This is a genomic window from Paenibacillus sp. J22P277 (assembly GCF_059383675.1).
This window is the reverse complement of record NZ_JBXENS010000003.1, coordinates 392,926-414,426: the sequence shown is the minus strand read 5'-3', so window position 1 is coordinate 414,426 and position 21,501 is coordinate 392,926. Positions and strand designations below refer to the sequence as shown.

Below are 21,501 nucleotides of genomic sequence, written 5' to 3'. Positions count from 1 at the left end.
GTTGTAGTAGCTTTCGCATGAAATGAAATCATCTTGCTCGCCGCCGCTATATGACGGTATCGAAAGTAGTAGGCCGTTTAACCTAGTTCCACTATACCACAAGAATTTTTTCCATCATTTGCTTGCAACCTTTTGAATACTTGTCTGATAAGGCTTTCATGCGTTCTATGAGAATTCGATTAGAAATTCCTCATAATCGCATATTGACAGCGCTTTACGAATACGTTCCATAAATACGGGGTAAAAGGGGCTAGGTATCATGACGGTATTCTATCTGGCGAGCCTCGCCGCGGTAACCGGCTTGTCCGGCAGATCGATACTTTATGCCTATCGGCGTCGCGCGGCGATTAGCTGCATGGCCGGCATGATGATCGCCATGACGATCGGCATGATGCAGAGCCTCGCGGCGGGCACGATCGCCGGCCTCCTGTTTCCGCAGGATCTGGCCGTTCCGACGGCCGGCGCGGTGCTGCTCGGCGTATTGTCCGGTTATCTGGCCGGGAAGCCGGTCAGCACGATGGCGGCGCTCGACGGCATGCTCGCGGGCATCATGGGCGGCATGATGGGCGCGATGCTGGGCGTCATGCTGGGCAAGAACGCGGCGATGATGGTGTTGTTCGTCGACGTGTTGTTTCTATTTATACATCTCGTCCTGCAGCAGTTGATCAAGGAAGAGGCGGCTCAGCCGGACGCGGCGGAGAATAAGAACGGCGCGGGGGCAGGATCGGTGCTGTTGCATCCGTACGCGTTCGGCTTAGGCGTCTTCGTGCTCGCCGCCGTCTTCCTGTATCAGGGCTGACGGCAGCGGATTGTATACCCCCCTCTGGTATGATATAGTGAGAAAAAGAAGGAGGGTGAGGGGATGGATCAAGCTTGCCACGACGCAGCAGCGGAATCCCGCGGCGCCCGGGAAGGCCATGAGGCGCACCGCAAAAGCTACCACAGCGAGGAAACGAAGAACAATCTGGTCTCCCGTCTGAACCGCATCGAAGGACAGATCCGCGGCGTCAAGGGACTGATCGAGAAGGATACGTACTGCGACGACGTGCTGAATCAGATCGCGGCGGCGCAATCGGCGCTCAACAGCGTAGGAAAGCTGTTATTGGAGCATCATATGAACAGCTGCGTCATCGACCGCATCCAGCAGGGCGACAACGAGGTCTTGAAGGAACTGATGGTCACGATGAACAAACTGATCAAATAACGAGACGGCCGGCAGCGGAAATCATGCTGCGAGGTCTTTTTTTTATTTCTTGCGATACCCCTATGGGGTATGTTATGATGATTTTGGAAGAGATACCCCATGGAGGTATATGACGGGGGAGGAGCAGAGGCAGATGACGAAACAAACCACGACCCTTCAGATCAGCGGGATGACCTGCGCCGCTTGCGCATCCCGGATCGAGAAGGGGCTTAACCGCATGGAAGGCGTCGCGAACGCAGCCGTCAATCTGACGATGGAAACCGCCCGCGTCGAGTACGACATAGACCTGACCGGCCCGGGCGCGTTTATGGACCGGATCGACACGCTCGGCTACAAGGCGGAGGTGCGGCAGGAAGAGTCGGTCCGTTCCGGAAAATTCGCCGAGCTGAAACGGCTGCGCTTGCGTTTCTATATATCCGCCGCGTTGTCGATTCCGCTGCTGGTTGCCATGATCAGCCATTTCGCGTTTCTGTCCTTCCTGACGCTTCCGGAATGGCTGATGAATCCTTGGGTGCAGCTTGCGTTCGCGACTCCGGTGCAGTTCTGGATCGGCGGGCCTTTCTATGTCGGCGCCTACAAAGCGCTGCGCAACAGGAGCGCCAACATGGACGTGCTGGTCGCGATGGGCACTTCGGCCGCGTATTTCTACAGCCTCTACGAAACCGTGGCATCCATCGGAAACGGCATGCATAGGTTGGAACTGTATTATGAAACGAGCGCGCTGCTGATCAGCTTCCTGCTGCTCGGCAAGCTGCTGGAGTCGCTTGCCAAGGGCCGCACATCGCAGGCGATCGGCGCCTTGGCAGGCTTGCAGGCGAAGCATGCGACGGTCGTTCGCGGGGAGCGGGAACTGAAGCTGCCGCTCGAAGAGGTGCTGGTCGGCGACGTCGTGCTCGTGAGGCCCGGGGAGAAAATTCCCGTGGACGGCATGGTTATCGGCGGCAGCTCCTCCGTCGACGAATCCATGCTGACGGGAGAAAGCCTGCCCGTCGAGAAGAACGCGGACGACCGCGTGATCGGCGCAACGATGAACGGCCGGGGTGCGCTCACGATTCGCGCCGTCAAGGTCGGACGGGATTCCGTCCTGGCCCAAATCATCCGCGTCGTCGAAGAAGCACAGGGGTCGAAGGCGCCGATCCAGCGGATCGCGGACGTCATCTCGGGCATCTTCGTGCCGATCGTCATCGGTTTGGCGGCGGCGACGTTCCTGCTCTGGTACTTCGCGTTCAGCCCCGGCGATTTTCCGGACGCGCTTCGCACGGGTATCGCGGTGCTGGTCATCGCTTGTCCTTGCGCGCTGGGCTTGGCGACGCCGACCTCGATCATGGCCGGATCCGGCCGGGCGGCCGAGCTCGGCATCCTCTTCAAGGGCGGCGAACATCTGGAACGGGCGCATGCCGTCGACGTCGTCGTGCTCGACAAGACGGGCACGGTGACGGAAGGCAAGCCGCGCCTGACCGACGTGGAGATCGACGCGGCGTTCGAATCGGGCGTTGAATCGAATTCCAATTCTGATTTTCATTCGAATCCCGACTCGAATCGCGAAGCCGGCCGGTTGCTCGGCTGGATCATGGCGGCGGAGAGCAGCTCCGAGCATCCGCTGGCCGAAGCGATCGTCGCCGGGCTTCGCGAACAGGGAACGGTGCCGGCCGCTATGCCGCAGCGATTCTCGGCCATACCGGGGTTCGGCGTCGATGCCGTCGTAGAGGGGCAGACCTTGCTTATCGGAACGCGGCGCTTTCTGACGGAGCGGGGCGTTGCCCTCGACGAGGAACGGCTGCAGCGGTTCGCGGCGCTCGAGGAGAACGCCAAGACCGTTATGCTCGCGGCGGTCAACGGCCGCTTCGCGGCGCTCCTGGCCGTCGCGGACACGATCAAGCCGACCTCGCGTTCGGCGGTCGCGGCATTGAAGGCGCTCGGCTTGCAGGTTATGATGGTGACAGGGGATAATCGGGCGACCGCGCTGGCCGTGGCCCGGCAAGCCGGCATCGAGCATACCCTGGCCGAAGTGCTGCCGGAGGGCAAAGCGTTCGAGGTCAGGAAGCTGCAAGCGGCGGGACGCAAAGTCGCGATGGTCGGAGACGGCATCAACGACGCACCCGCGCTTGCGGCCGCCGATATCGGCATCGCCATGGGGACCGGCACCGATATCGCCATGGAGACGGCGGACATCACGCTCATGCGCGGCGATCTCGGCGGCATCGCCGAAGCGATGGCCATCAGCCGCAAGACGATGTCCAACATCAAGCAGAACCTGTTCTGGGCGCTCGCTTACAACGCGATCGGCATTCCGATCGCCGCCGCGGGGTTGCTCGCGCCATGGGTTGCCGGGGCCGCGATGGCGCTAAGCTCCGTCTCGGTCGTATTAAGCGCGCTGCGCCTGCAGCGTTACCGCGCTCGTTCGTGACGAGCAGCACACACCAATTCCAATCGGGGAGATGATCCGAAATGACAAGCGTTATTGAAGTCAAAGGCATGTCGTGCCAGCACTGCGTGAACAGCATCGAGGGCGCGCTGAAGAAGAAGGGCGTATCCGCCAAGGTCGATCTTCCGGGCAACCGCGTGACGGTCGACTTCGAAGAGAAAGCGATCACGATGGCCCAAATCAAATCGACGATCGAAGACCAAGGCTTCGACGTCGTTTCCTAATAACCGGAACGGCAATCGATTACGCTGCCGGAGCCATGGCTAATCCGTATTTCGGGTTAGCCTTTTCTTGTGCCGGCATGATATGATAGAGGCTTGATTGGAGGCTGTCATGACGTTGAATAAGTATCCTTTTGAATTCGATCCGAAAGTGCCGTTCATCCAGCAGGCAAGCGACTGGATCGCGGATGTTTTTTATGAGCGCCTGCCCGAAGCCGGCTTCGAGCTGCGGGACGAGCAGATCTTCATGGCGTTCCAGCTGGAGCGCGCATATAACGAGAAACGGACGATTTTCGCCGAAGCCGGCGTCGGCACGGGCAAGACGTTCGTCTATTTGCTGTATGCCATCAACTATGCCCGCTACACGCGCAAGCCCGCGATCATCGCCTGCGCGGACGAATCGCTGATCGAGCAGCTGGTGAAGCCGGAGGGCGACATCGCGAAGCTTGCCCGCTACCTGGACCTGACGATCGATGCCAGATTGGGCAAATCGATGGATCAGTATATCTGCCTGAACAAGCTGGACGATGCGCGGGGCGGCTTGGACAATCTGGAGGCTTTAGGCGACGTATACGCCTCGCTGCCGGATTTCGTGAACAATTCGGGCACGATGCAGGCGTTTCAACCCTACGGCAACCGGAAAGACTATCCGCATCTGACGGACGAACAGTGGAACGCCATCTCCTGGGACGTGTTTCAGGATTGTCTTGTCTGCAGCAGGCGCCACCGCTGCGGGCAAACGCTGTCGCGGGAGCATTACCGCAAGGCGGCGGACATCATCATCTGCTCGCATGATTTCTATATGGAGCATGTCTGGACGTACGAGGCGCGCAAGCGCGAAGGCCAGCTGCCGCTGCTGCCCGAGCACAGCTCGGTCGTCTTTGACGAAGGCCATCTGCTGGAGACGGCCGCCCAGAGCGCTTTGACCTACAAGCTGAAGCACAGCGTGTTCGAATCCATCGTTACGCGTCTCCTGCAGGGCGAGATCCGGGAAACGCTGGCCGTGGCCATCGAAGAAGCGATCGAGCAGAGCGAGAAGCTGTTCGAACTGCTCGATGCCGGCAGCATCGCCGTAGAAGCGTCCGACCGCCGGGAAGTGCCGCTCTCGAAAGCGTTCCTGAGCGAGCTGGACCGGTTCGCCGTTCTCTTGTCCGCGATCGAGGAAGAACTCGTCTTCGAGAGCGGCATGTTCACGATCGACGCGTATCAGCTGACGATCGTGGAAGAGCATATCGAGATGCTCCAGCTGGCGCTGCGGTTGTTCAAGCAGCCCGAAGGCCTCATCTCGTGGGTGGAGCAGGACCGCGACGGCACCTCGCTCGTCATCATGCCGAAGCTCGTGAAGGAAGTCTTGAAGGAGCGCGTCTTCTCCCAGCGGATGCCGGTCGTCTTCTCTTCCGCGACGCTGTCGGTCGAAGGTTCGTTCCGATACATCGCGGACAGCCTCGGCATCGACGATGCACTGTCCTTCTCCGTGGCGTCGCCTTACGAATACGAGGAACGGATGTCGGTCGCGTTCTCGAGCGAGACCGATCCGGACGCGAAGCTGCGGCTGACGCTCGACCGCCTGCGACAGTCCGCGGGCAGGGCGCTCCTGCTGTTCCCGTCCATGGAGGAGCTCCGGCGCTTCCGGGACGACATCGCGGCCATTCCGGGCTATGGGGAATTCCGCTTCCTGTTCGAAGGCACGGCCGAGATCAGTCATCTGATCGCGGCATTCCAGAACGACGAGGCCAGCGTCCTGTGCGCCGTTACGTTATGGGAGGGACTGGATATTCCCGGTCCGTCGCTCTCGCACGTGCTGATGTGGTCGCTGCCGTTCCCTCCGCGCGATCCGGTCTTTACCGCCAAGCGCCGGGAAGCGGACGATCCGTTCCGGCAAGTGGACATGCCTCATATGCTGCTCCGGCTTCGCCAGGGATTGGGCCGCTTGATCCGCAAACGCGACGACGAGGGGATCGTGACGATCTTCGGGCAAGAGCTCGCTGACGGGGAAATCTTGGACCGGATCAAAGGCGTCCTGCCGCCCGGCGTAGCGTCTGCGGAACTGCTGCCGTCCCCGAATTGACATCTACTGGCACGGCTCTTACAATTTGAGTAGACTGATAGAAAAGGAAGGGAAATAGATGACGCAACCGATCAAGAAAACGGCGTACAAGAGCCAGCGGAAAGCCGAGCTGGAGAGGCAGGAGAAGCAGCGCAAAACGATGAGAAAGCTGATATGGGGGACCGCCATCGTCGTCGTGCTGGGTATTGTCGCGGCGCTCGTCTTCACGCCGAGGTCGAACCCGACCGATTTCGATTACGCGAATCTTCCCGTCCTCGGCAAGACCGACGCGCCCGTCAAAATCGTAGAGTTCGGCGATTACAAATGCCCGTCCTGCCAGGTTTTCAGCCAACAGGTGAAGCCTGTGCTGGAGAAAGAGTATATCGACACCGGCAAAGTGGCGCTCTACTTCAAGGATTTCGCGTTTATCGGACCGGACTCCCTGACCGCCGCATCGGCCGCCCATTCCGTCTTCCATCAGAATAACGACGCGTTCTGGAAATACTATGACGCCCTCTACAAGAACCAACCCGACGAGAAAACGCTGTGGGCAACGTCGGATTACCTCGTGAAGCTGGCGAAAGACAACGATATCGGCATCGACTACGACCTGTTGAAGAAGGACATCGACGGGAAAACGTACGAAAAGGAAGTCACCAAGAGCAACGCCGATGCGCAAAAAGCGAACGTCCAGTCGACGCCGACGCTGTTCATCAACGGCAAGGAGTTCACCGGTCAATTCGCCGATTACGGCGCGATCAAAGCGGCGATCGAGGATGCCCTCGCGGCTGGTAAATCCGAATGACGCCGAAGTCGCCGTTCCTGGCCTTCTTCAACCGGTACGCCCTTTATTTCGCCTGGGTCGTGTCCATCGTCGCGGTCGGAAGCAGTCTGTATTTAAGCGAAATCATGAAATTCATTCCTTGCAACCTATGCTGGTATCAACGGATCTTCATGTATCCCATCATCATTCTGCTCGGCATCGCCTGCTACAATCAAGACCGTAAGATCATCCGCTACGTGCTGCCGCTTTCCATCATCGGAGGCTGTATCTCCTTGTATCATTATTTGGAGCAGCAAATTCCGGCCTTGGCGCGCATGCTTCCGTGCACGGTCGGCGTGCCATGCAGCGAGGATTACCTGGATTGGTTCGGCGGATACGTCACCATTCCGTTGCTGGCGCTCATCGCGTTCATCCTGATCACCGCCCTGCTGATCAACGGCGCGAAGAAGGAAGAGGGGGAAGAGCTCGACGACGAGGAAGAAGACGTGGTTCGCGCGCATTCCTGATCGCGATCGGTTAACAATAAGGCTGTCCGTGCATCCGAAAATGGATGCGGGCAGCCTTTTTTTACGGCATCTGCCAGTGCTGTCGAATGAAGGAGGTCGTAAATATGAAGATTATGAGGACATTTGTCACATTATTTGTTCCTCCCATTTACTTCTGGTATCATATATGGATGAACGTTATAACGGGTTAATGGAACAAGAAGGCATTATACGCGCCCGTTGTACAACTATTGATGGAGGTAGCCGTTAATGACAGCAGACAGTATTGACCGCAAGTCGCCTTGGGAGCTCTATTACGGTCCGAACCTAGGGTACATCGAAGAAATGTACGAGCGCTTTTTGCGCAACCCGAACGACGTAGATCCCGCCGTGAAGGAATTATTTGAGAAGTGGGGACCGCCGCCTTCCGTATCGGCAGGCAGCAGCGTGAACGTGAATCCACCGCTCAAGGTAACGACGGACGGTTCCAATAGTATTAAGACGATCGATCCCGCCTATCTGAAAAAAATCGTCAACGCCGGCAAACTCGTGCGCAACATCCGCACGTTCGGCCATCTGGCCGCCGACAACGATCCGCTCGGCCTGACGCCGCCTCCGGACACTCGCTTGCTCGAACCTTCCACGTTCAAGCTGACCGACGAGGATCTCGAGGCTATTCCCGCTTCGCTCATTTGGGAAGAAGCGCCCGAAACGATCGGAAACGGCAAGCAAGCCATCCAACATTTGAAGGACGTTTACATGAAGTCGTTCGGCTTCGAATTCGCCCATATCCACGAGCAGGACGAGCGCCTTTGGCTGCGCCGCCAAGCCGAGCTCGTCATGAGCAGCAAACCGATGACTGCGCAGGAGCGCATCGGGCTGCTGCAGCGGCTGATCGACGTCGAACAATTCGAAACGTTCATCCACCGCTCGTTTGTCGGCCAAAAACGCTTTTCCATCGAAGGAATCGATACGCTAGTGCCGATGCTGGACGAAGTCGTGAGAGAAGTGGCTCATGACGGCGCACGGCATATTCTCATGGGCATGGCCCACCGCGGGCGCCTGAACGTGCTGACGCACGTGCTCGGCAAGCCGTATGCGGCGATTTTCGCGGAATTCCATCATTCGGCTAATAAAGATTCGGCCGAGGGCGCCCTGGGTATCAACACCGGCTGGACGGGCGACGTGAAATATCACCTTGGCGCCCACCGCTCGGTGAAGGAAGGCGAGACGGTCGAGACGCGCATTACGCTGGCCAACAACCCGAGCCATTTGGAATACGTCAATCCGGTCGTCGCGGGCTTCGCGCGCGCCGCGCAGGACGACCGTTCCAAGCCAGGTTATCCCGTTTCGGACTTTGGCAGCGCGGCAGGCGTCCTCATCCACGGCGACGCGGCATTTCCGGGCGAGGGCATCGTAGCGGAAACGCTGAACTTCAAGAGCCTGCGCGGCTACGAAAGCGGAGGCACGATTCACATCATCGGCAACAACCGTCTCGGATTCACGACGGATAGCCTAGATTCCCGTTCGACTTATTACGCGAGCGACTTGGCCAAAGGCTACGAGATCCCGATCGTTCACGTCAGCGCGGACGACCCGGAAGCTTGCATCGCCGCCGTTCGCATGGCTTGCGAGTACCGCCAAAAGTTTCACAAAGACTTCCTGATCGATCTGATCGGTTACCGCCGTTATGGTCATAATGAAACGGACGACCCGGAAACGACGCAGCCCCTTGTGTACAAGAAAGTGAACAGTCACGCGGTGATCGCGCGTCTCTACGCCGAGAAGCTCAAGGAGAAAGGCTTCGTGACGGAGGAGCAGGTCGCGGCTTTGCGCAAAGGCGGTCTTGCGAAGCTGCAAGCGGCCCTTGACGAAGTGAAGGGGAACGACAAGAACCATAAGCAGCCGAAAATCGACGATGTCGGCAGCAAACGCCGCAAGAAAGACATCGCCACGGGTGTTGCGCCGAAGAAGCTGCGCGAAATCAACGCGGATCTGCTAAAACGGCCCGAAGGCTTCAAGGTGAACGACAAGCTCGAACGGATCCTGACACGCCGCACGGGCGCGCTGGACAAGGGCGGCAAGGTCGATTGGGGCCTCGCGGAATCGCTTGCCTTCGCGACGATATTGGCCGACGGCACGCCGATCCGCTTGAGCGGACAGGACGTGGAACGCGCGACGTTCGCGTTCCGCAACTTGGTGCTGCATGATCCAACCAACAATGCAACTTACTCTCCGATGCATACGCTGCCGCAGGCGAAAGCTTCCTTCGCGCTGCACAACAGCCCGCTGGCCGAAGCGTCCGTGCTCGGCTTCGAATACGGGTACAACGTGTTTTCGCCGGAAACGCTCGTTATCTGGGAAGCGCAGTACGGCGACTTCGCCAACTGCGCGCAAGTCATCGTCGACCAATTCATTACGGCGAGCCGCGTGAAATGGAGACAGCAATCCGGACTCATCATGCTGCTGCCGCACGGTTACGAAGGCAATGGGCCGGAGCATTCCAGCGCAAGGCTGGAACGTTACCTGCAGCTGGCGGCCGAAGACAATCTGACGATCGTCAACATGACGTCGGCATCGCAGTATTTCCACCTGCTTCGCCGTCAAGCAGCGATTCTGAATACGGAAGAATCGCGTCCGCTGATCGTCATGTCGCCAAAAAGCTTGATTCGCAACGCGAGCGTCGCGTCCGAGCCGTCCGAGCTGTCCGAAGGCTCGTTCAAGCTGGTGCTGGAACAGCCTGGCCTCGGCAAGAAAGCGGACAAAGTCGAACGCTTGATCTTCTGCACGGGCAAAGTGGCCATCGACCTGGAAGCGGGTCTCGAGCTGAAGGAAGGCGAGACCGCGGATGCTTGGGATTGGCTCCATATCGCGCGCGTGGAACAACTCTATCCGTTCCCGAAATCCGACGTGGAGCAAATCATCGCGCGCTTCCCGAACGTCAAAGAAGTGCTTTGGGTACAAGAAGAACCGCAAAACATGGGCGCTTGGAATTATGTCGAGCCTCGTATCCGCGCCCGCGTATCCGACAAAACGACGGTCCGTTACGTCGGCCGGCCAAAACGTTCCAGCACGGCGACGGGCTTCCACAACGTGCACGTTATCGAACAACAGCGCATCATTTCGGTCGCCCTTAACCGCAGTACATTAAACGCGAACAGCCAAGGAGAGAAGTAGGCAATGAACGATATCAAAGTACCCGAGATGGGCGAATCGATCGTAGAAGGCACGATTTCCAAGTGGCATGTGAAAGTCGGCGACAGCGTCAACGTCGGCGACGTCCTGGCCGAGCTTGAGACAGACAAGGTCAACATCGAGATCAGCGCGGAGCAGGCCGGCGTCGTCGGCCAGCTTCTTCGCAGCGAAGGCGACACGGTTGCCGTCGGCGAGACGATCGGCGTAATCGGCGGCGCGGCTGCTGCAAGCACTCCTGCGGCTGCTGCTCCTAGTGCTCCCGTTGCACCTGCGGCAGAGCCTGCTGCCCCAGTCGTTCAAGAACAAAAACCTGCCGTCGCGGCTTCGACTCCAGTTGCCGCTTCCGTATCCGCAGACGCGGCTTCGATCTCCGCTACGCCTGCCGCGCGCAAGCTGGCCAGAGAACGGGGCATCGATCTGTCGCAAGTACAAGCGAGCGATCCCCTTGGCCGTATTCGCCAAGAAGACATCGCAGCGCATGGTACAGCCGCGCCTGCGGCAGTGCCTGCCGTTGCGCCGGCACCGCAAGCTCCTGCAGCGGCGGCACCTGCCGCTGAGCCAGGCAAACCTGCCGAGCGCCGCAAGATGTCCCGCCGCCGCATCACGATCGCGAAGCGTCTCGTAGAAGCGCAGCACACGGCAGCGATGCTGACGACGTTCAACGAAGTCGACATGACGGCCATCCTGGACGTACGCAAACGCCGGAAGCAAGCATTCCAAGAGAAGCACGAAGTCGGCCTCGGCTTCATGTCGTTCTTCACGAAAGCCGTCATCGGCGCGCTGAAAGCATTCCCGCTGCTGAACGCCGAGATCCAAGGCGATGAAATTCTCGTGAAACAATACTACGATATCGGCATCGCGGTATCCGCGAAAGAAGGCCTCGTCGTGCCGGTCGTTCGCGACGCGGACCGTCTGAGCTTCGCCCAAATCGAGAAGGAAATCGGCGATTTGGCGGGCAAAGCGCGCGCGAACACGCTGGGGCTGAACGACCTGCAAGGCGGAACGTTCACGATCACGAACGGAGGCGTCTTCGGATCCCTGCTCTCCACGCCGATCCTGAACGCGCCGCAAGTCGGCATTCTCGGCATGCACAAGATCCAAATCCGTCCGGTTGCCACCAACGCGACGGAGATGGAAAACCGTCCGATGATGTACATCGCGCTGTCCTACGATCACCGCATCGTCGACGGTTCGGAAGCCGTTCGCTTCCTCGTGACCGTCAAAGAATTGCTGGAAGATCCGGAATCCCTGCTGCTGGAAGGCTAATTCGCCGTCGGACAGCGTTTCGCATCGATTGCGATTCATGACCCAAACCTCACAAGCTGACGTCAGGCCATCTGCCCTGATTCGTCAGCTTATGAGGTTTTTTATTTGCTATTCCCGAACGTTCTACATAAAATAAGAGAAACGAGAGAGAAACGGAGGCGGATGTGCATGAACGTACGTAAAATGCGGCTTTTCGATTACGAGAACATCCACTCCAGCGAGGATCGGGACGAGTTTGAGAAGGACTATGCCAGGTTGATCCAATCGCCGGCGTTCCGGCGGCTGCAGGGGAAATCGCAAGTATTCGGCGCGGGCTCCGGCGACTACTACCGGACGCGGCTGACGCATTCGCTGGAAGTGTCGCAGATTGCCCGCGAGGTGGCGCGGAAGCTTTGCAAGAATAACCCGTTCCTGGCCAAGCGCGAGCATCCGGGTCTCATGATGGACCCCGAAGTGGTGGAATGCGCTTCGCTGGCGCATGATTTGGGCCATCCGCCGTTCGGTCATAAAGGCGAAGAAGTGCTGAATGACATCCTGATGGACGAGTGCGGGCTCAAATACGAGGGGAACGCGCAGAATTTCCGCATCCTGATGTTCCTGGAGAAGCGCGCGGGCAGCGACAGCGGTCTCGATCTGACGGCCGCGGTGCTGCTGGCGATCAATAAATATCCGTTCAGCCTCGAGGATCCCGGCCGGCTCAAAGGCGTGTACGGCATGGAGTGGGAGGGGATCGCCTCCCTGCGCAAAGCATGGGGCATGCCGGAAGGCTGCGCGACGCTGGAAGCCCAATTGATGGACTTATGCGACGACATCGCCTACTCGACGCACGATATCGAGGACGGGATCCGAGCCGGCAAGATCCAGATGAACACCAGTCTGTTCGAGGACGACCGGTTGATCGAAAGCGTCATGCAGGAGATCATCGACGATCCCGGCAATGCCGTCATGCACTGGGAGCAGGTCGACATGAAGCTGATGGTGAAGCAAGCGCTGCATCATTACCTGCAGCAGTGGGAAACCATTTACGTGGAATGCGGCAGGGAGCCCTCGCGCACGCGCAGGGAGATGAAGGCGCGCTGGGTGCGCAAATTCGTCAGCGGCGTCGGCATCATCGACGATCCGGCGACGGGCTGGAAGCGGGTGACGTTCATCCGCGACGGCGTGCAGGACCTGGAGTTGCTGAGGACGATGGAGATATTGAAAAAGCTCGCATGGGTAACCTTGATCAAGGATTTCCGCGTGCAGCGCCTTCACAAGCGCAGCGAGATCATGATTAGACGGCTCTGGGACAGCTTCAGAACGCAGGAATCGGGCAGACTGATCATTCCGCCCGACTGGCTCGAGAGCTACGAGCGGCAGCGCAGCAAATGGCCGTGGGAGCGGATGGTGGCGGATTACATCGCCGGCATGACGGATGCGTACGCCGAGAAGGTGTATACCGAATTTTACGCCAGCCGTTCCGGTTCGATCTACGAACGCGATTAGTCGTTAGCGGAGGAGAGGACGGCATGACGGAGTTTTCCGGGGAGGGCAGCCATTGCGTCGTTCGGCGTATCGGTCTCGTAACGGAAGCGGACGAGAACGGCGCGACGGTCGCGATCGGCGGCAAATCGCTAAGGCTTGCCAGGGAGAAAGTAGCGGAAGACGTCTCGCCGGGCGATGCCGTCGAGTGGGACGGCAAAATTTGGCGCGTGTCAAAGGATGCCGATAAGGGTACATCAAACATGAGAAAAGCTTAATGCCGCCCGCACCCTCTATTGCGGCGGACGATCCGAATCCTTCATAAGGAGAGGATGATGACACCCATGGAAGTATTGGACACCAAGAGATGCCTGTTCTGCGATTCGCTCGTGCAAGTAAAACATAAAGGCGGTTGCGATTGGTACATGAACTGCCTCTGCTCGCCAAGCGGCGCCTACGGCTTGGCGGACGACAGCTACGAACCGTTCCGGCAGCTGTCTTATTCGGATAAACGCAACATGTTCCCGATTATCTCCGCCTACATTCGGGAGAAAAGCGACTGCGAAGAAGTGGTGATCGTTTCTTTCGACGAACGGGACGCGATTCTGCTGTCGCCGCAAATCCCGCTGACGACCGAGGAGAAGGGACTGCGCCTGCTCCGGTATTTGCACCGTCATGCGAGCGGGCCTGACGATCCGGTCATGATCAATCAATTCTCGCAAAGCTTCAATCTTACGTATTCCTTGAACTTGCAAGAGCTCGTCTACATCGCCGAGAAGCTGAAGGAAGAAGGCATGATCGAACGGATCGGCTCGTCGTTCCGCCTTACGGACAAGGGCTGGCTGGAAGCGGAATCCAGCGCGTCGGGCAAGGCGCTCAAGCCTTGCTTCGTCTTGCTGCCGGATGGGGGAGAAGAGCTGGCGCAGGCATGGATGGAGACGGTGTTTCCGCGGTTGATCCAGCTGGGCTATGCGCCGAAGCTGCTGCAGGGGGAAGTGCGGAGTCCTTCCGCCAAGCCCGTTCAGGAAGCGATGCAGGAGGTGCTGACCTGCAAGCTGTTGATCGCGGACATCTCGGAGCCGGAAGCCGAAACGTGGATGTATGCCGGCTACGCGATCGGCAACGAAATCCCGGTGGCCTGGACTTGCCATTCGTCGGCGGCAGGCGCTAGCCGGCCTTCGGGCGTGCGGCCGATCATGTGGGACGATGCCGAGCAGCTTGCGGGCCAGCTGCAGCATGCCTTGGGCAGAGGCGCTTGATGCTCGGCTCGTGACGACGATAGCGGCTCCCATGTTCGATCGTGCATGAATGCAAGCCATGATTCGGATTCGTACGCCTTATCGATAATAAAATTTGCTCCCGGTTCCGGTATTCGTCTATAATGATTTTATGCAATTTAATTAAGCGAAATGTACGAACGACCGATATCGGGAGGGACAAAGCATGCGTATTTATGATTTCAACGTCACGGCGATCGACGGGACGGAACAAACGCTGGCGGCTTACGAAGGCAAGGTTCTGCTGATCGTCAACACGGCGAGCGCCTGCGGCCTGACGCCGCATTACAAGGGACTGCAGCATATTTACGATACGTTCAAGGATGAAGGCGTCGTCGTGCTCGGCTTCCCCTGCAACCAGTTCAAAGGCCAGGAACCGGGCACGAACGAGGAAATCGCGCAATTTTGCGAGCTGAATTATTCGGTTACGTTCCCGATGTTCGCGAAGATCGACGTGAAGGGCGACGACGCGCATCCGCTGTTCAAATATCTCGTCGACGAAGCGCCGGCTCCGTACCATACGGGCGATATCGAGTGGAATTTCGTCAAATTCCTCGTCGACAAAGAAGGCCATGTCGTGAAGCAGTATCCGGCGACGACCGATCCTTCGGCGATCGAGCCCGATCTGCGCAGCCTGATCGAGACGGGCAGCCTCGGCGCGGCTCCGAATACGGTTAACGATTGATTCGCGGCATGCGAAGCTGATCGTTGCAAGTTGCATCATTAACGCAAAAAAGCACCCGGCAACGGGTGCTTTTTTGCATGCGAGCGACTGCGCGCGGCTATGCGTCCCTGCGCGCCTGCAGCTTATTGCGGGCCAGCAGTCCTTTTGCGAAGGCGGTGTTCCGCGCGTTGTAGACGATGCCGGCCAGCAGCCAAGCCAGTCCCATGAGCAAGGCGTCCTTGCTGAGCAGCAAGAACAGCCAGCCGACGATGCCGGCTCCGACGGTCGGAAGGATCAGATAGAGGAGCGTTCCCGAGAAGGAACGACGGCGTTCCTTTGCGTAATAATGGCTGACGACGGATACATTAACGAAGAAGAAGGCGGTCAGCGCGCCGAAATTCACGAATTTCACGGCCAGGTCGAGCTGGATCGCGAGCGAGAGCATGGAGACGATCGCGACGATCAGGATATTGACGACCGGCGTCTTTAATTTGGGATGCACGTACGCGAAGCAGCGCGGCGGCAGGACTTTTTCGCGTCCCATCACGAACATCAGCCGCGAGACGCTCGCCACCGAAGACACGCCTTGGGTGAAGATCGCGAAGAGCAGCACGGCGATGAATACGGTGCCGAGCGCGGCTCCGCCGACCATTTTGACGATTTCGAGACCGGCGGCATCGATGTCGGCGAACGCGATGGCTTTCGGAAATACGAGCTGGGTCAAATATGACGGTGTGACATATAGGATGCTGGCGATTATAATAATAATGCCGATCGCACGGGGGATGTTCTTCTTGGCGTTCTTGGTTTCCTCCGCCATCGTGGTGATGGAGTCGAAGCCGAGAAACGAGAAACAGATGATGGATACGCCGCTAAGAATCGAAGATATAGGGATGGTCGTCTGCAGCATCGGCGCCAAGGGATCATGTAGCGTCGGCAGATTGCGGATCAGCAGCGCGCAGAAGAGCGCGATGAAGCCGATTTGCAGCAGGACGAACCACTTGCTCAGGTTCGCGGAGAAGGACGCGCCCTTCACGTTCACCAGCGTGATGACGAGGTTGATGCCGATGATCCACGCGTACTCCGGGATGGCCGGGAATTGCGCGTGCATATAGATGCCGAACGTCAGGCAAGCAATGATCGGCGAGAACAAGTAATCGAGCAGCAGCGCCCAGCCGACGAGAAAGCCGAGATAGGGGTGGACGGATTTTTTTACATAGGTATAGGCGGAACCGGACGTCGGATGGGCGACGGACATCAGTCCGTAGCTGTAGGCGGTGAACAGGATGGCGACGAACGCGAGCAAGTAGGCTTGCGTCAGCATGCCCGACGACGAATCGTAGGCGATCCCGTAAATGGAGAAATAAATCATCGGCGTCATCCAAGCGAGTCCCAGGAATACGACTTGCGTCAGCGACAGCGTCCGTGGCAGTTTGGCTTCCTCTCTCATGCGCGGCACAACCCTTTCGATGATGGCTAAAATAAAAAAAGCACAGGAGATATCCGTCGACTGATATCCTCCCGGGCTTTTATCCCTCCGTGCACACAGCGGTTGCCGTGCGTTTTCTCTCGGACCAGCCCGTCGGTCAGCTAATCTGCCGCGGCGGAACCCTAGAAAACGATTATGGTTGTTTTATTTGTTTTTCTTGTTAGATAATATAACATGAAGAATGCAATCGTCAATTGAAAACTTTGTTCAACCACGAATTAGCTTGATGGATGGAAAGGATGCTTACAGTTGGCAACGACAGAAGAAGAGAAACCGAAACTGATTCCGACGAAGATTTGGAAATGCAAAAACGCGGAGTGCAAAGCGTGGGTGAGGGAAGAATTCGCCGAGAGCGAGCAAAGCTGCCCAATCTGCAAAGGCCCCATGCATCGCAGCATGAGGCATCTCCCGGCCGTGCAAAACAAAATCAAACGACAACCGCGAAAACCGAAATCGGAATTCGACATCTAGCCGCCGCTTAGGCGGCTTTTCTTTTATGCTTCTCGAGAAAATCGTCCGATCAAGCGTCAGTAAAGCAGCCGCCACAAATAAAACGTCGCGTACGCTTTCCAATCGCCCCAACCGGCGGAAAGCTTCCGGATCTCGGCGATCGACGGTTTGTCCTCGCGGCCGAGCACCGCTTTGAGCGCGTTGTGGAGCCCGACGTCCTCGATCGGAAAAGCGCCGGGCATGCGCAGGCAGCGCATCAGCACGTAATTGGCCGTCCAAGGACCGATGCCGCGGATGCCGGTGAGCGCCTTCTCCATGGCCGTCCAGTCCGGCAGCGACAGCAGACCTTCCTTCGACAGCGCGCCTTCGGCCATCAACCGCGCGGTACCGATGACGTATTCGGCCTTGCGCCCCGTGAATTGCAGCTCTCTCAGCTCCGCGGGATCGATGACCGCGATGCGTTCGGGCGAGGGAAACAACCAATACCGTTCGCCGTTCCAGTCGAGGGCTTCGCCGAATTTTTCCACGAAGCGCCTTTTGAGCGTATAGGCGAAGGTCAAGTTGATCTGCTGGCCCATGATGCCCCAGCAGAGCGCCTCGAACAAATCCGCGATGCCGACGATGCGCAGGCCGCCGAACCGCTCGGCGACGGCGGACAGCACGGCATCGCGGCCCGCCAGCTCGAGGAACGGCGCAAGATCACGGTCCATGTCGAACCAATCGCGGACGTAAGCGACGATGTCCGCCTCCATAGCCTTGGCCTGCGCTTCCGGCAGCATCGGACAAGCGATGGACAGATTGCCGTCCCCGAGCACGGACAGGACGATGAGGACGGGCGAATCGCCGATGCGAATCAGCCGCGACACGATCGCATCGGCGACGCGGTACAGGCATTCATTGCTGGATCGTTCCAGATAACCGAGCGTATGCGGGAAGCTGAACGCTTCCGGCGGGGTTAACGTAATCGGTGCTGTCATTGGATGCGGATTCCTCCTCTACAGGGCAGATCGCCCCGCGTTACTTTACTAGTTGTACCACATTCCGGCGGATCGCGGCTTTCGTAATCTTGCGATTCTATTTCGAAATGGTTACATCCCGGCGGCAAAGCGGGTATACTTTGGCTTGGAGGTGGGTGACATGGCAACGGACGCAACCGGGGTGCCGGACGTACCCGACACGGCATCGAGGATGGAAGAGCCCGGATGGAAGCCGGCGGCGAAGATGTCGGAATCGCCGGACGCCGAACGATTGACCGACGCGAGATGGTCCGCGATCGTCGATTGCGATGCCGGCCAGGACGGCAGGTTTTATTACAGCGTCAGCACGACGCGGATCTTCTGCCGGCCTTCGTGCAGATCCAGGACGCCGAAACGCGAGAACGTGCGGGTGTTCGCCGCCGCCGCCGCCGCGGCTGCGGCCGGCTTCAGACCGTGCAAGCGCTGCAAGCCGGACGGCCTGCGGATGCCGGACGAAGAATGGGTCGACGCCATCGCGGAGTCGATCCGCGCGCATTATCCCGAACGGATCACGCTGCAATCGTTGGCCGAGGAGCAGCATGTCAGCCTGTTCCATTTGCAGCGGACATTCAAGCGGATTCGGGGAGCGACCCCGGCCGAATATTTGATCGGCGTGCGGATCGCGGCCGCCAAGGGGCTGCTTCGCGACTCCCGGCACACGGTAGCCGAGGTCGGGGCGCGCGTGGGCATCCCGAACGCGGCGCATTTCGCGACCGTATTCCAAAAGGCCGAGGGCCGGTCTCCATCTCGGTATAGACAAGAAACCAGCAACCCCATCGAATCGGAAAGCCGGTGAATAATAACCATGACTAAATTGATATGGACATTGATGGAAAGCGGCATGTGGAACATGCACCTTGCGGCCACGGAAGCGGGGCTGTGCTATGTCGGTACTCCGGACGCCCCGTTCGAAGAACTGGAAGCGTGGGCGCGCAAACGGCTGCCCGGCGTCGCGGCGGTTCGCGACGACGCGGCGATGCGGACTTACGTGGAAGCGCTGGACGCCTATTTGCACGCCGGGGAAGTAAGCTTCGACATTCCGGTCGACCTCCGGGGAACCGATTTTCAACAATCCGTCTGGCAGGAGCTGAAGCGGATTCCGCATGGCGAATTATGCGCCTATTCGGATATCGCGGAAAGGATCGGCAAGCCCAGCGCGGTTCGCGCGGTCGGCCTGGCCATCGGCGCCAATCCCGTGATGATCGTCGTGCCTTGCCATCGGGTCGTCGGGAAGAACGGCAAGCTGACCGGTTTTCGCGGCGGCTTGCGGGCGAAGGCCGAGCTTTTGCGGCTGGAAGGAACGCTTCAAGGCATCTCGTGATCTTCTATTTCTTCGCGTTGTCGGCGGCCGCGGCCGTGCTGCTGGTCAGCAATCCCCGCCACGAAACGAACCGCTGGGCGGCGTTCTTCCTGGTCTGCGCCTCGATCGGCGGCGCGGAGCCGACGCTGCGGGAGGCGGGATGGCCGCGGATCGCGGATGCGGCGGTCTACGTCAATCAGACCTTCACGCCCTGCGGCATATTGGCCTTCAGCCTCGCGTATGCGGAACGCTTGCCCCGCGGCCGGACGAGGAGGCGGCTGGCCGCCGCGCTGCTTTTTCTTCCCGCGGTCCTGATGCTGGCGGCGACGCCGATGCGGCCCGCGCTCGAGATCGATTTCCCGCTGCTGCTCTGCTGGGTCGGTCCCTATTACGCGGCGTCGTGTTACGTGCTGCTGCGCGCGCTTTGGAAGGAAGAGGACGCCCGGCGGAAGCGGAACCGGCTCATCACGACGCTCATCATCGTTCCGACCGTGCTGGCGACGTTGGCGTTCATCAATGTCGCCCGCGCGATCAAGCCGGACTTTGATTTCTTTACGTACATCTCGATCTTCATGATTTATTCGCTTGCGATGGCGTTGCTTTGCGTGTTCGTATACGGCTTCCTTGGCGTGAAGCTGCGGATCGAGCACGATCCGCTCGATACGACGATGAAGGCCGTCAGCTCGGGCACCGCGATGCTGAACCATACGATCAAGAACGAGATCGGGAAAATCTCGCTCAGCACGCTTAATCTCCGCCATCAGCTTCCGGACGCGGACGCCGAAACGCGCCAGCATCTCGCCATCATCGCGCAATCCTCCGATCATATGCTGGAGATGGTCACGCGCATCCATCACCGCACGAAGGCCATCGTGCTGCACGAGCAGCCGCATGCCCTGGACGACCTCGTCCGCGACTGTCTGGACCGGTACGCGGGGCTTCTGGAAGAGCGGGGCATCACGTTCGCGTTCAGTCCGCTGGAACGGCCGGTGCTGCTGCTCGACGCCATACATATCCGGGAGGTGCTCGGGAACCTGTTCATGAACGCGGTCGAAGCGATGGAAGGCGGCGGCCATCTTCATGTCGTACTGGACGGGAACAAACGCAATGTCCTGCTGACCGTATCGGATAACGGACCCGGCATTCCGAAGGAACGACTGCAGCGGGTCATGGAGCCGTTCTACAGTACCAAAAGCCGCGTCGACAATTACGGGCTCGGTTTGTCCTACGCCTACAACGTGATGCTGCTCGGCGGCGGAACGTTGAGCCTGTCGGGCGCAGCCGGCGGCGGGACCTGCGCCGCGCTGACGTTCCCGCGCAAGAAACAACGGAAGGAATGAACCGTTCCCATGAGTGTGATCCGCGTTTGTCTGGTCGAAGACGACCTCGATTGGATCAAAGCCATCAGCACGTTCCTGAACCGGGAGGAAGACCTGCTCGTCGTCGGCGCGGCGACGAACGCGCCCGAAGCGGCCGCGCTCGCCCGGACGCTGTCCTTCGACGTGGTGCTGATGGATATTCAGCTGACCGACCGCAAGCACGAAGGCTTGTACGCGGCGATGGAGATTCACGAGCTCGCGCCGGCGGCCAAGATCATCATGCTGACGTCGATGAACGAGGAAGCGGTCATGACGCAGGCGTTCACGGCCGGAGCCGTCAACTATATCGAGAAGACGAACTACCTGCACCTTCCGCATGCCATACGCGCGGCTTATCATCATTCGGCGCCGATGGACGCGCTGCTGAAGGAATTCGCCCGGCTGAAGCGCGAAGAGCAATTGAAGGAGCTGACGGCGGCCGAGCGCGAGGTGTTCGACCTTATCCAAGCCGGTTACACCCAGCCCGAGATCGAACGCAAGCTGTACAAGGCGGAGAGCACGCTCAAGAACCAGGTCAACAAAATGCTGAAAAAGCTCGGGGTCCGCAGCAGCCGGGAAGCCGTGGAGAAAGTGAAGCGCATCGGCATGACGCCGGACAAGCCGGTCAAGCCGGATAAACCGGAGAAGTGATCCGCGCTGCCGCCGCCATCGTCGGCGCTCCGATGCACGCCGCCTGCGGGCCATATCGCGAGCCGGGATCAGCCGACGAAAATACCAAAAAGCCCGCCGCAAGGGACGGCGCGAGCCAAGGGTACTAGGGAACCTAGTACCCTTTTTGCCGTGCGTTCTACGAAAGTTGGTTCTGCTCAGACCCCGCGGGATGCCGCTATACTAGGTC

General features: G+C 59.0%; 20 protein-coding genes and 1 riboswitch. Of the genes, 18 read left to right on the top strand and 2 right to left on the bottom strand.

What is annotated here, in order from left to right:
* The first annotated feature begins 259 nt into the window (after positions 1 to 259).
* From AC50YL_RS10855 to AC50YL_RS10795, 13 genes are all read left to right on the top strand, one after another.
* Positions 260 to 799 (top strand): hypothetical protein, encoded by a 540-nt coding sequence (locus AC50YL_RS10855; protein ID WP_494831819.1) that lies wholly within the window; start codon positions 260 to 262, stop codon positions 797 to 799.
* A gap of 63 nt (positions 800 to 862) precedes the next feature.
* The gene (locus AC50YL_RS10850) at positions 863 to 1,204 is read left to right on the top strand and encodes a metal-sensitive transcriptional regulator (RefSeq protein ID WP_494831817.1); all 342 of its coding nucleotides are present in this window, start codon (positions 863 to 865) and stop codon (positions 1,202 to 1,204) included.
* A gap of 133 nt (positions 1,205 to 1,337) precedes the next feature.
* Positions 1,338 to 3,611 (top strand): heavy metal translocating P-type ATPase, encoded by a 2,274-nt coding sequence (locus AC50YL_RS10845; RefSeq protein ID WP_494831815.1) that lies wholly within the window; start codon positions 1,338 to 1,340, stop codon positions 3,609 to 3,611.
* 41 nt (positions 3,612 to 3,652) lie between these two features.
* Positions 3,653 to 3,853, top strand: a complete 201-nt coding sequence (locus AC50YL_RS10840; RefSeq protein WP_161741825.1) for a cation transporter — start codon at positions 3,653 to 3,655, stop codon at positions 3,851 to 3,853.
* Between the two features lie 115 nt (positions 3,854 to 3,968).
* On the top strand, positions 3,969 to 5,918 hold the full coding sequence (locus AC50YL_RS10835) for an ATP-dependent DNA helicase (RefSeq protein WP_494832532.1): 1,950 nt from the start codon (positions 3,969 to 3,971) through the stop codon (positions 5,916 to 5,918).
* Between the two features lie 58 nt (positions 5,919 to 5,976).
* Positions 5,977 to 6,702: a DsbA family protein gene (locus AC50YL_RS10830; RefSeq protein WP_494831812.1), complete on the top strand. Its 726-nt coding sequence runs from the start codon at positions 5,977 to 5,979 to the stop codon at positions 6,700 to 6,702.
* The gene (locus AC50YL_RS10825; protein WP_494831810.1) at positions 6,699 to 7,187 is read left to right on the top strand and encodes a disulfide oxidoreductase; all 489 of its coding nucleotides are present in this window, start codon (positions 6,699 to 6,701) and stop codon (positions 7,185 to 7,187) included. The genes AC50YL_RS10830 and AC50YL_RS10825 overlap by 4 nt, the downstream gene beginning before the upstream one ends.
* Before the next feature lie 249 nt (positions 7,188 to 7,436).
* Entirely contained in the window at positions 7,437 to 10,343 is a 2,907-nt protein-coding gene (locus AC50YL_RS10820; protein WP_494831808.1) for a 2-oxoglutarate dehydrogenase E1 component, read from the top strand.
* 3 nt (positions 10,344 to 10,346) lie between these two features.
* On the top strand, positions 10,347 to 11,627 hold the full coding sequence (gene odhB / locus AC50YL_RS10815) for a 2-oxoglutarate dehydrogenase complex dihydrolipoyllysine-residue succinyltransferase (protein ID WP_494831806.1): 1,281 nt from the start codon (positions 10,347 to 10,349) through the stop codon (positions 11,625 to 11,627).
* 168 nt (positions 11,628 to 11,795) lie between these two features.
* Positions 11,796 to 13,112 carry a deoxyguanosinetriphosphate triphosphohydrolase family protein gene (locus AC50YL_RS10810; RefSeq protein ID WP_494831804.1) on the top strand — a complete coding sequence of 439 codons (1,317 nt, stop codon included), beginning with the start codon at positions 11,796 to 11,798 and terminating at the stop codon, positions 13,110 to 13,112.
* 23 nt (positions 13,113 to 13,135) lie between these two features.
* The gene (locus AC50YL_RS10805) at positions 13,136 to 13,366 is read left to right on the top strand and encodes a hypothetical protein (RefSeq protein ID WP_494831802.1); all 231 of its coding nucleotides are present in this window, start codon (positions 13,136 to 13,138) and stop codon (positions 13,364 to 13,366) included.
* Between the two features lie 66 nt (positions 13,367 to 13,432).
* Entirely contained in the window at positions 13,433 to 14,347 is a 915-nt protein-coding gene (locus tag AC50YL_RS10800) for a hypothetical protein (protein ID WP_494831800.1), read from the top strand.
* A gap of 184 nt (positions 14,348 to 14,531) precedes the next feature.
* Positions 14,532 to 15,050, top strand: a complete 519-nt coding sequence (locus AC50YL_RS10795) for a glutathione peroxidase (RefSeq protein WP_494831798.1) — start codon at positions 14,532 to 14,534, stop codon at positions 15,048 to 15,050.
* Between the two features lie 97 nt (positions 15,051 to 15,147).
* Here the strand turns inward: AC50YL_RS10795 and AC50YL_RS10790 are convergent, their stop codons facing one another.
* Entirely contained in the window at positions 15,148 to 16,479 is a 1,332-nt protein-coding gene (locus AC50YL_RS10790; protein WP_494831796.1) for an APC family permease, read from the bottom strand.
* 66 nt (positions 16,480 to 16,545) lie between these two features.
* A riboswitch (guanidine-I (ykkC/yxkD leader) is annotated at positions 16,546 to 16,655 on the bottom strand.
* A gap of 112 nt (positions 16,656 to 16,767) precedes the next feature.
* Between AC50YL_RS10790 and AC50YL_RS10785 the strand changes: the two genes are divergently transcribed.
* Positions 16,768 to 16,989, top strand: coding sequence for a cold-inducible protein YdjO-related protein (locus AC50YL_RS10785; protein WP_494831794.1), 222 nt, complete (start codon positions 16,768 to 16,770; stop codon positions 16,987 to 16,989).
* A 56-nt stretch (positions 16,990 to 17,045) separates the two neighbouring features.
* Here AC50YL_RS10785 and AC50YL_RS10780 read toward each other — a convergent pair whose 3' ends face one another.
* Positions 17,046 to 17,945, bottom strand: coding sequence for a DNA-3-methyladenine glycosylase family protein (locus AC50YL_RS10780; RefSeq protein ID WP_494831792.1), 900 nt, complete (start codon positions 17,943 to 17,945; stop codon positions 17,046 to 17,048).
* Positions 17,946 to 18,189: 244 nt separating this feature from the next.
* Here AC50YL_RS10780 and AC50YL_RS10775 point away from each other — a divergent pair, with 244 nt between their 5' ends.
* Genes AC50YL_RS10775 through AC50YL_RS10760 form a run of 4 tightly spaced genes read left to right on the top strand, consistent with a single transcriptional unit; the run spans position 18,190 to position 21,293 of the window.
* Positions 18,190 to 18,780 (top strand): Ada metal-binding domain-containing protein, encoded by a 591-nt coding sequence (locus tag AC50YL_RS10775; RefSeq protein ID WP_494832531.1) that lies wholly within the window; start codon positions 18,190 to 18,192, stop codon positions 18,778 to 18,780.
* A gap of 9 nt (positions 18,781 to 18,789) precedes the next feature.
* Positions 18,790 to 19,305 (top strand): methylated-DNA--[protein]-cysteine S-methyltransferase, encoded by a 516-nt coding sequence (locus AC50YL_RS10770; protein WP_494831790.1) that lies wholly within the window; start codon positions 18,790 to 18,792, stop codon positions 19,303 to 19,305.
* A complete protein-coding gene (locus tag AC50YL_RS10765; RefSeq protein ID WP_494831788.1) occupies positions 19,302 to 20,624 on the top strand; it encodes a sensor histidine kinase in 1,323 nt (440 codons plus the stop codon). Before AC50YL_RS10770 ends, AC50YL_RS10765 begins: the two co-directional genes overlap by 4 nt.
* 9 nt (positions 20,625 to 20,633) lie before the next feature.
* A complete protein-coding gene (locus AC50YL_RS10760; protein WP_494831786.1) occupies positions 20,634 to 21,293 on the top strand; it encodes a response regulator in 660 nt (219 codons plus the stop codon).
* Positions 21,294 to 21,501: the final 208 nt, after the last annotated feature.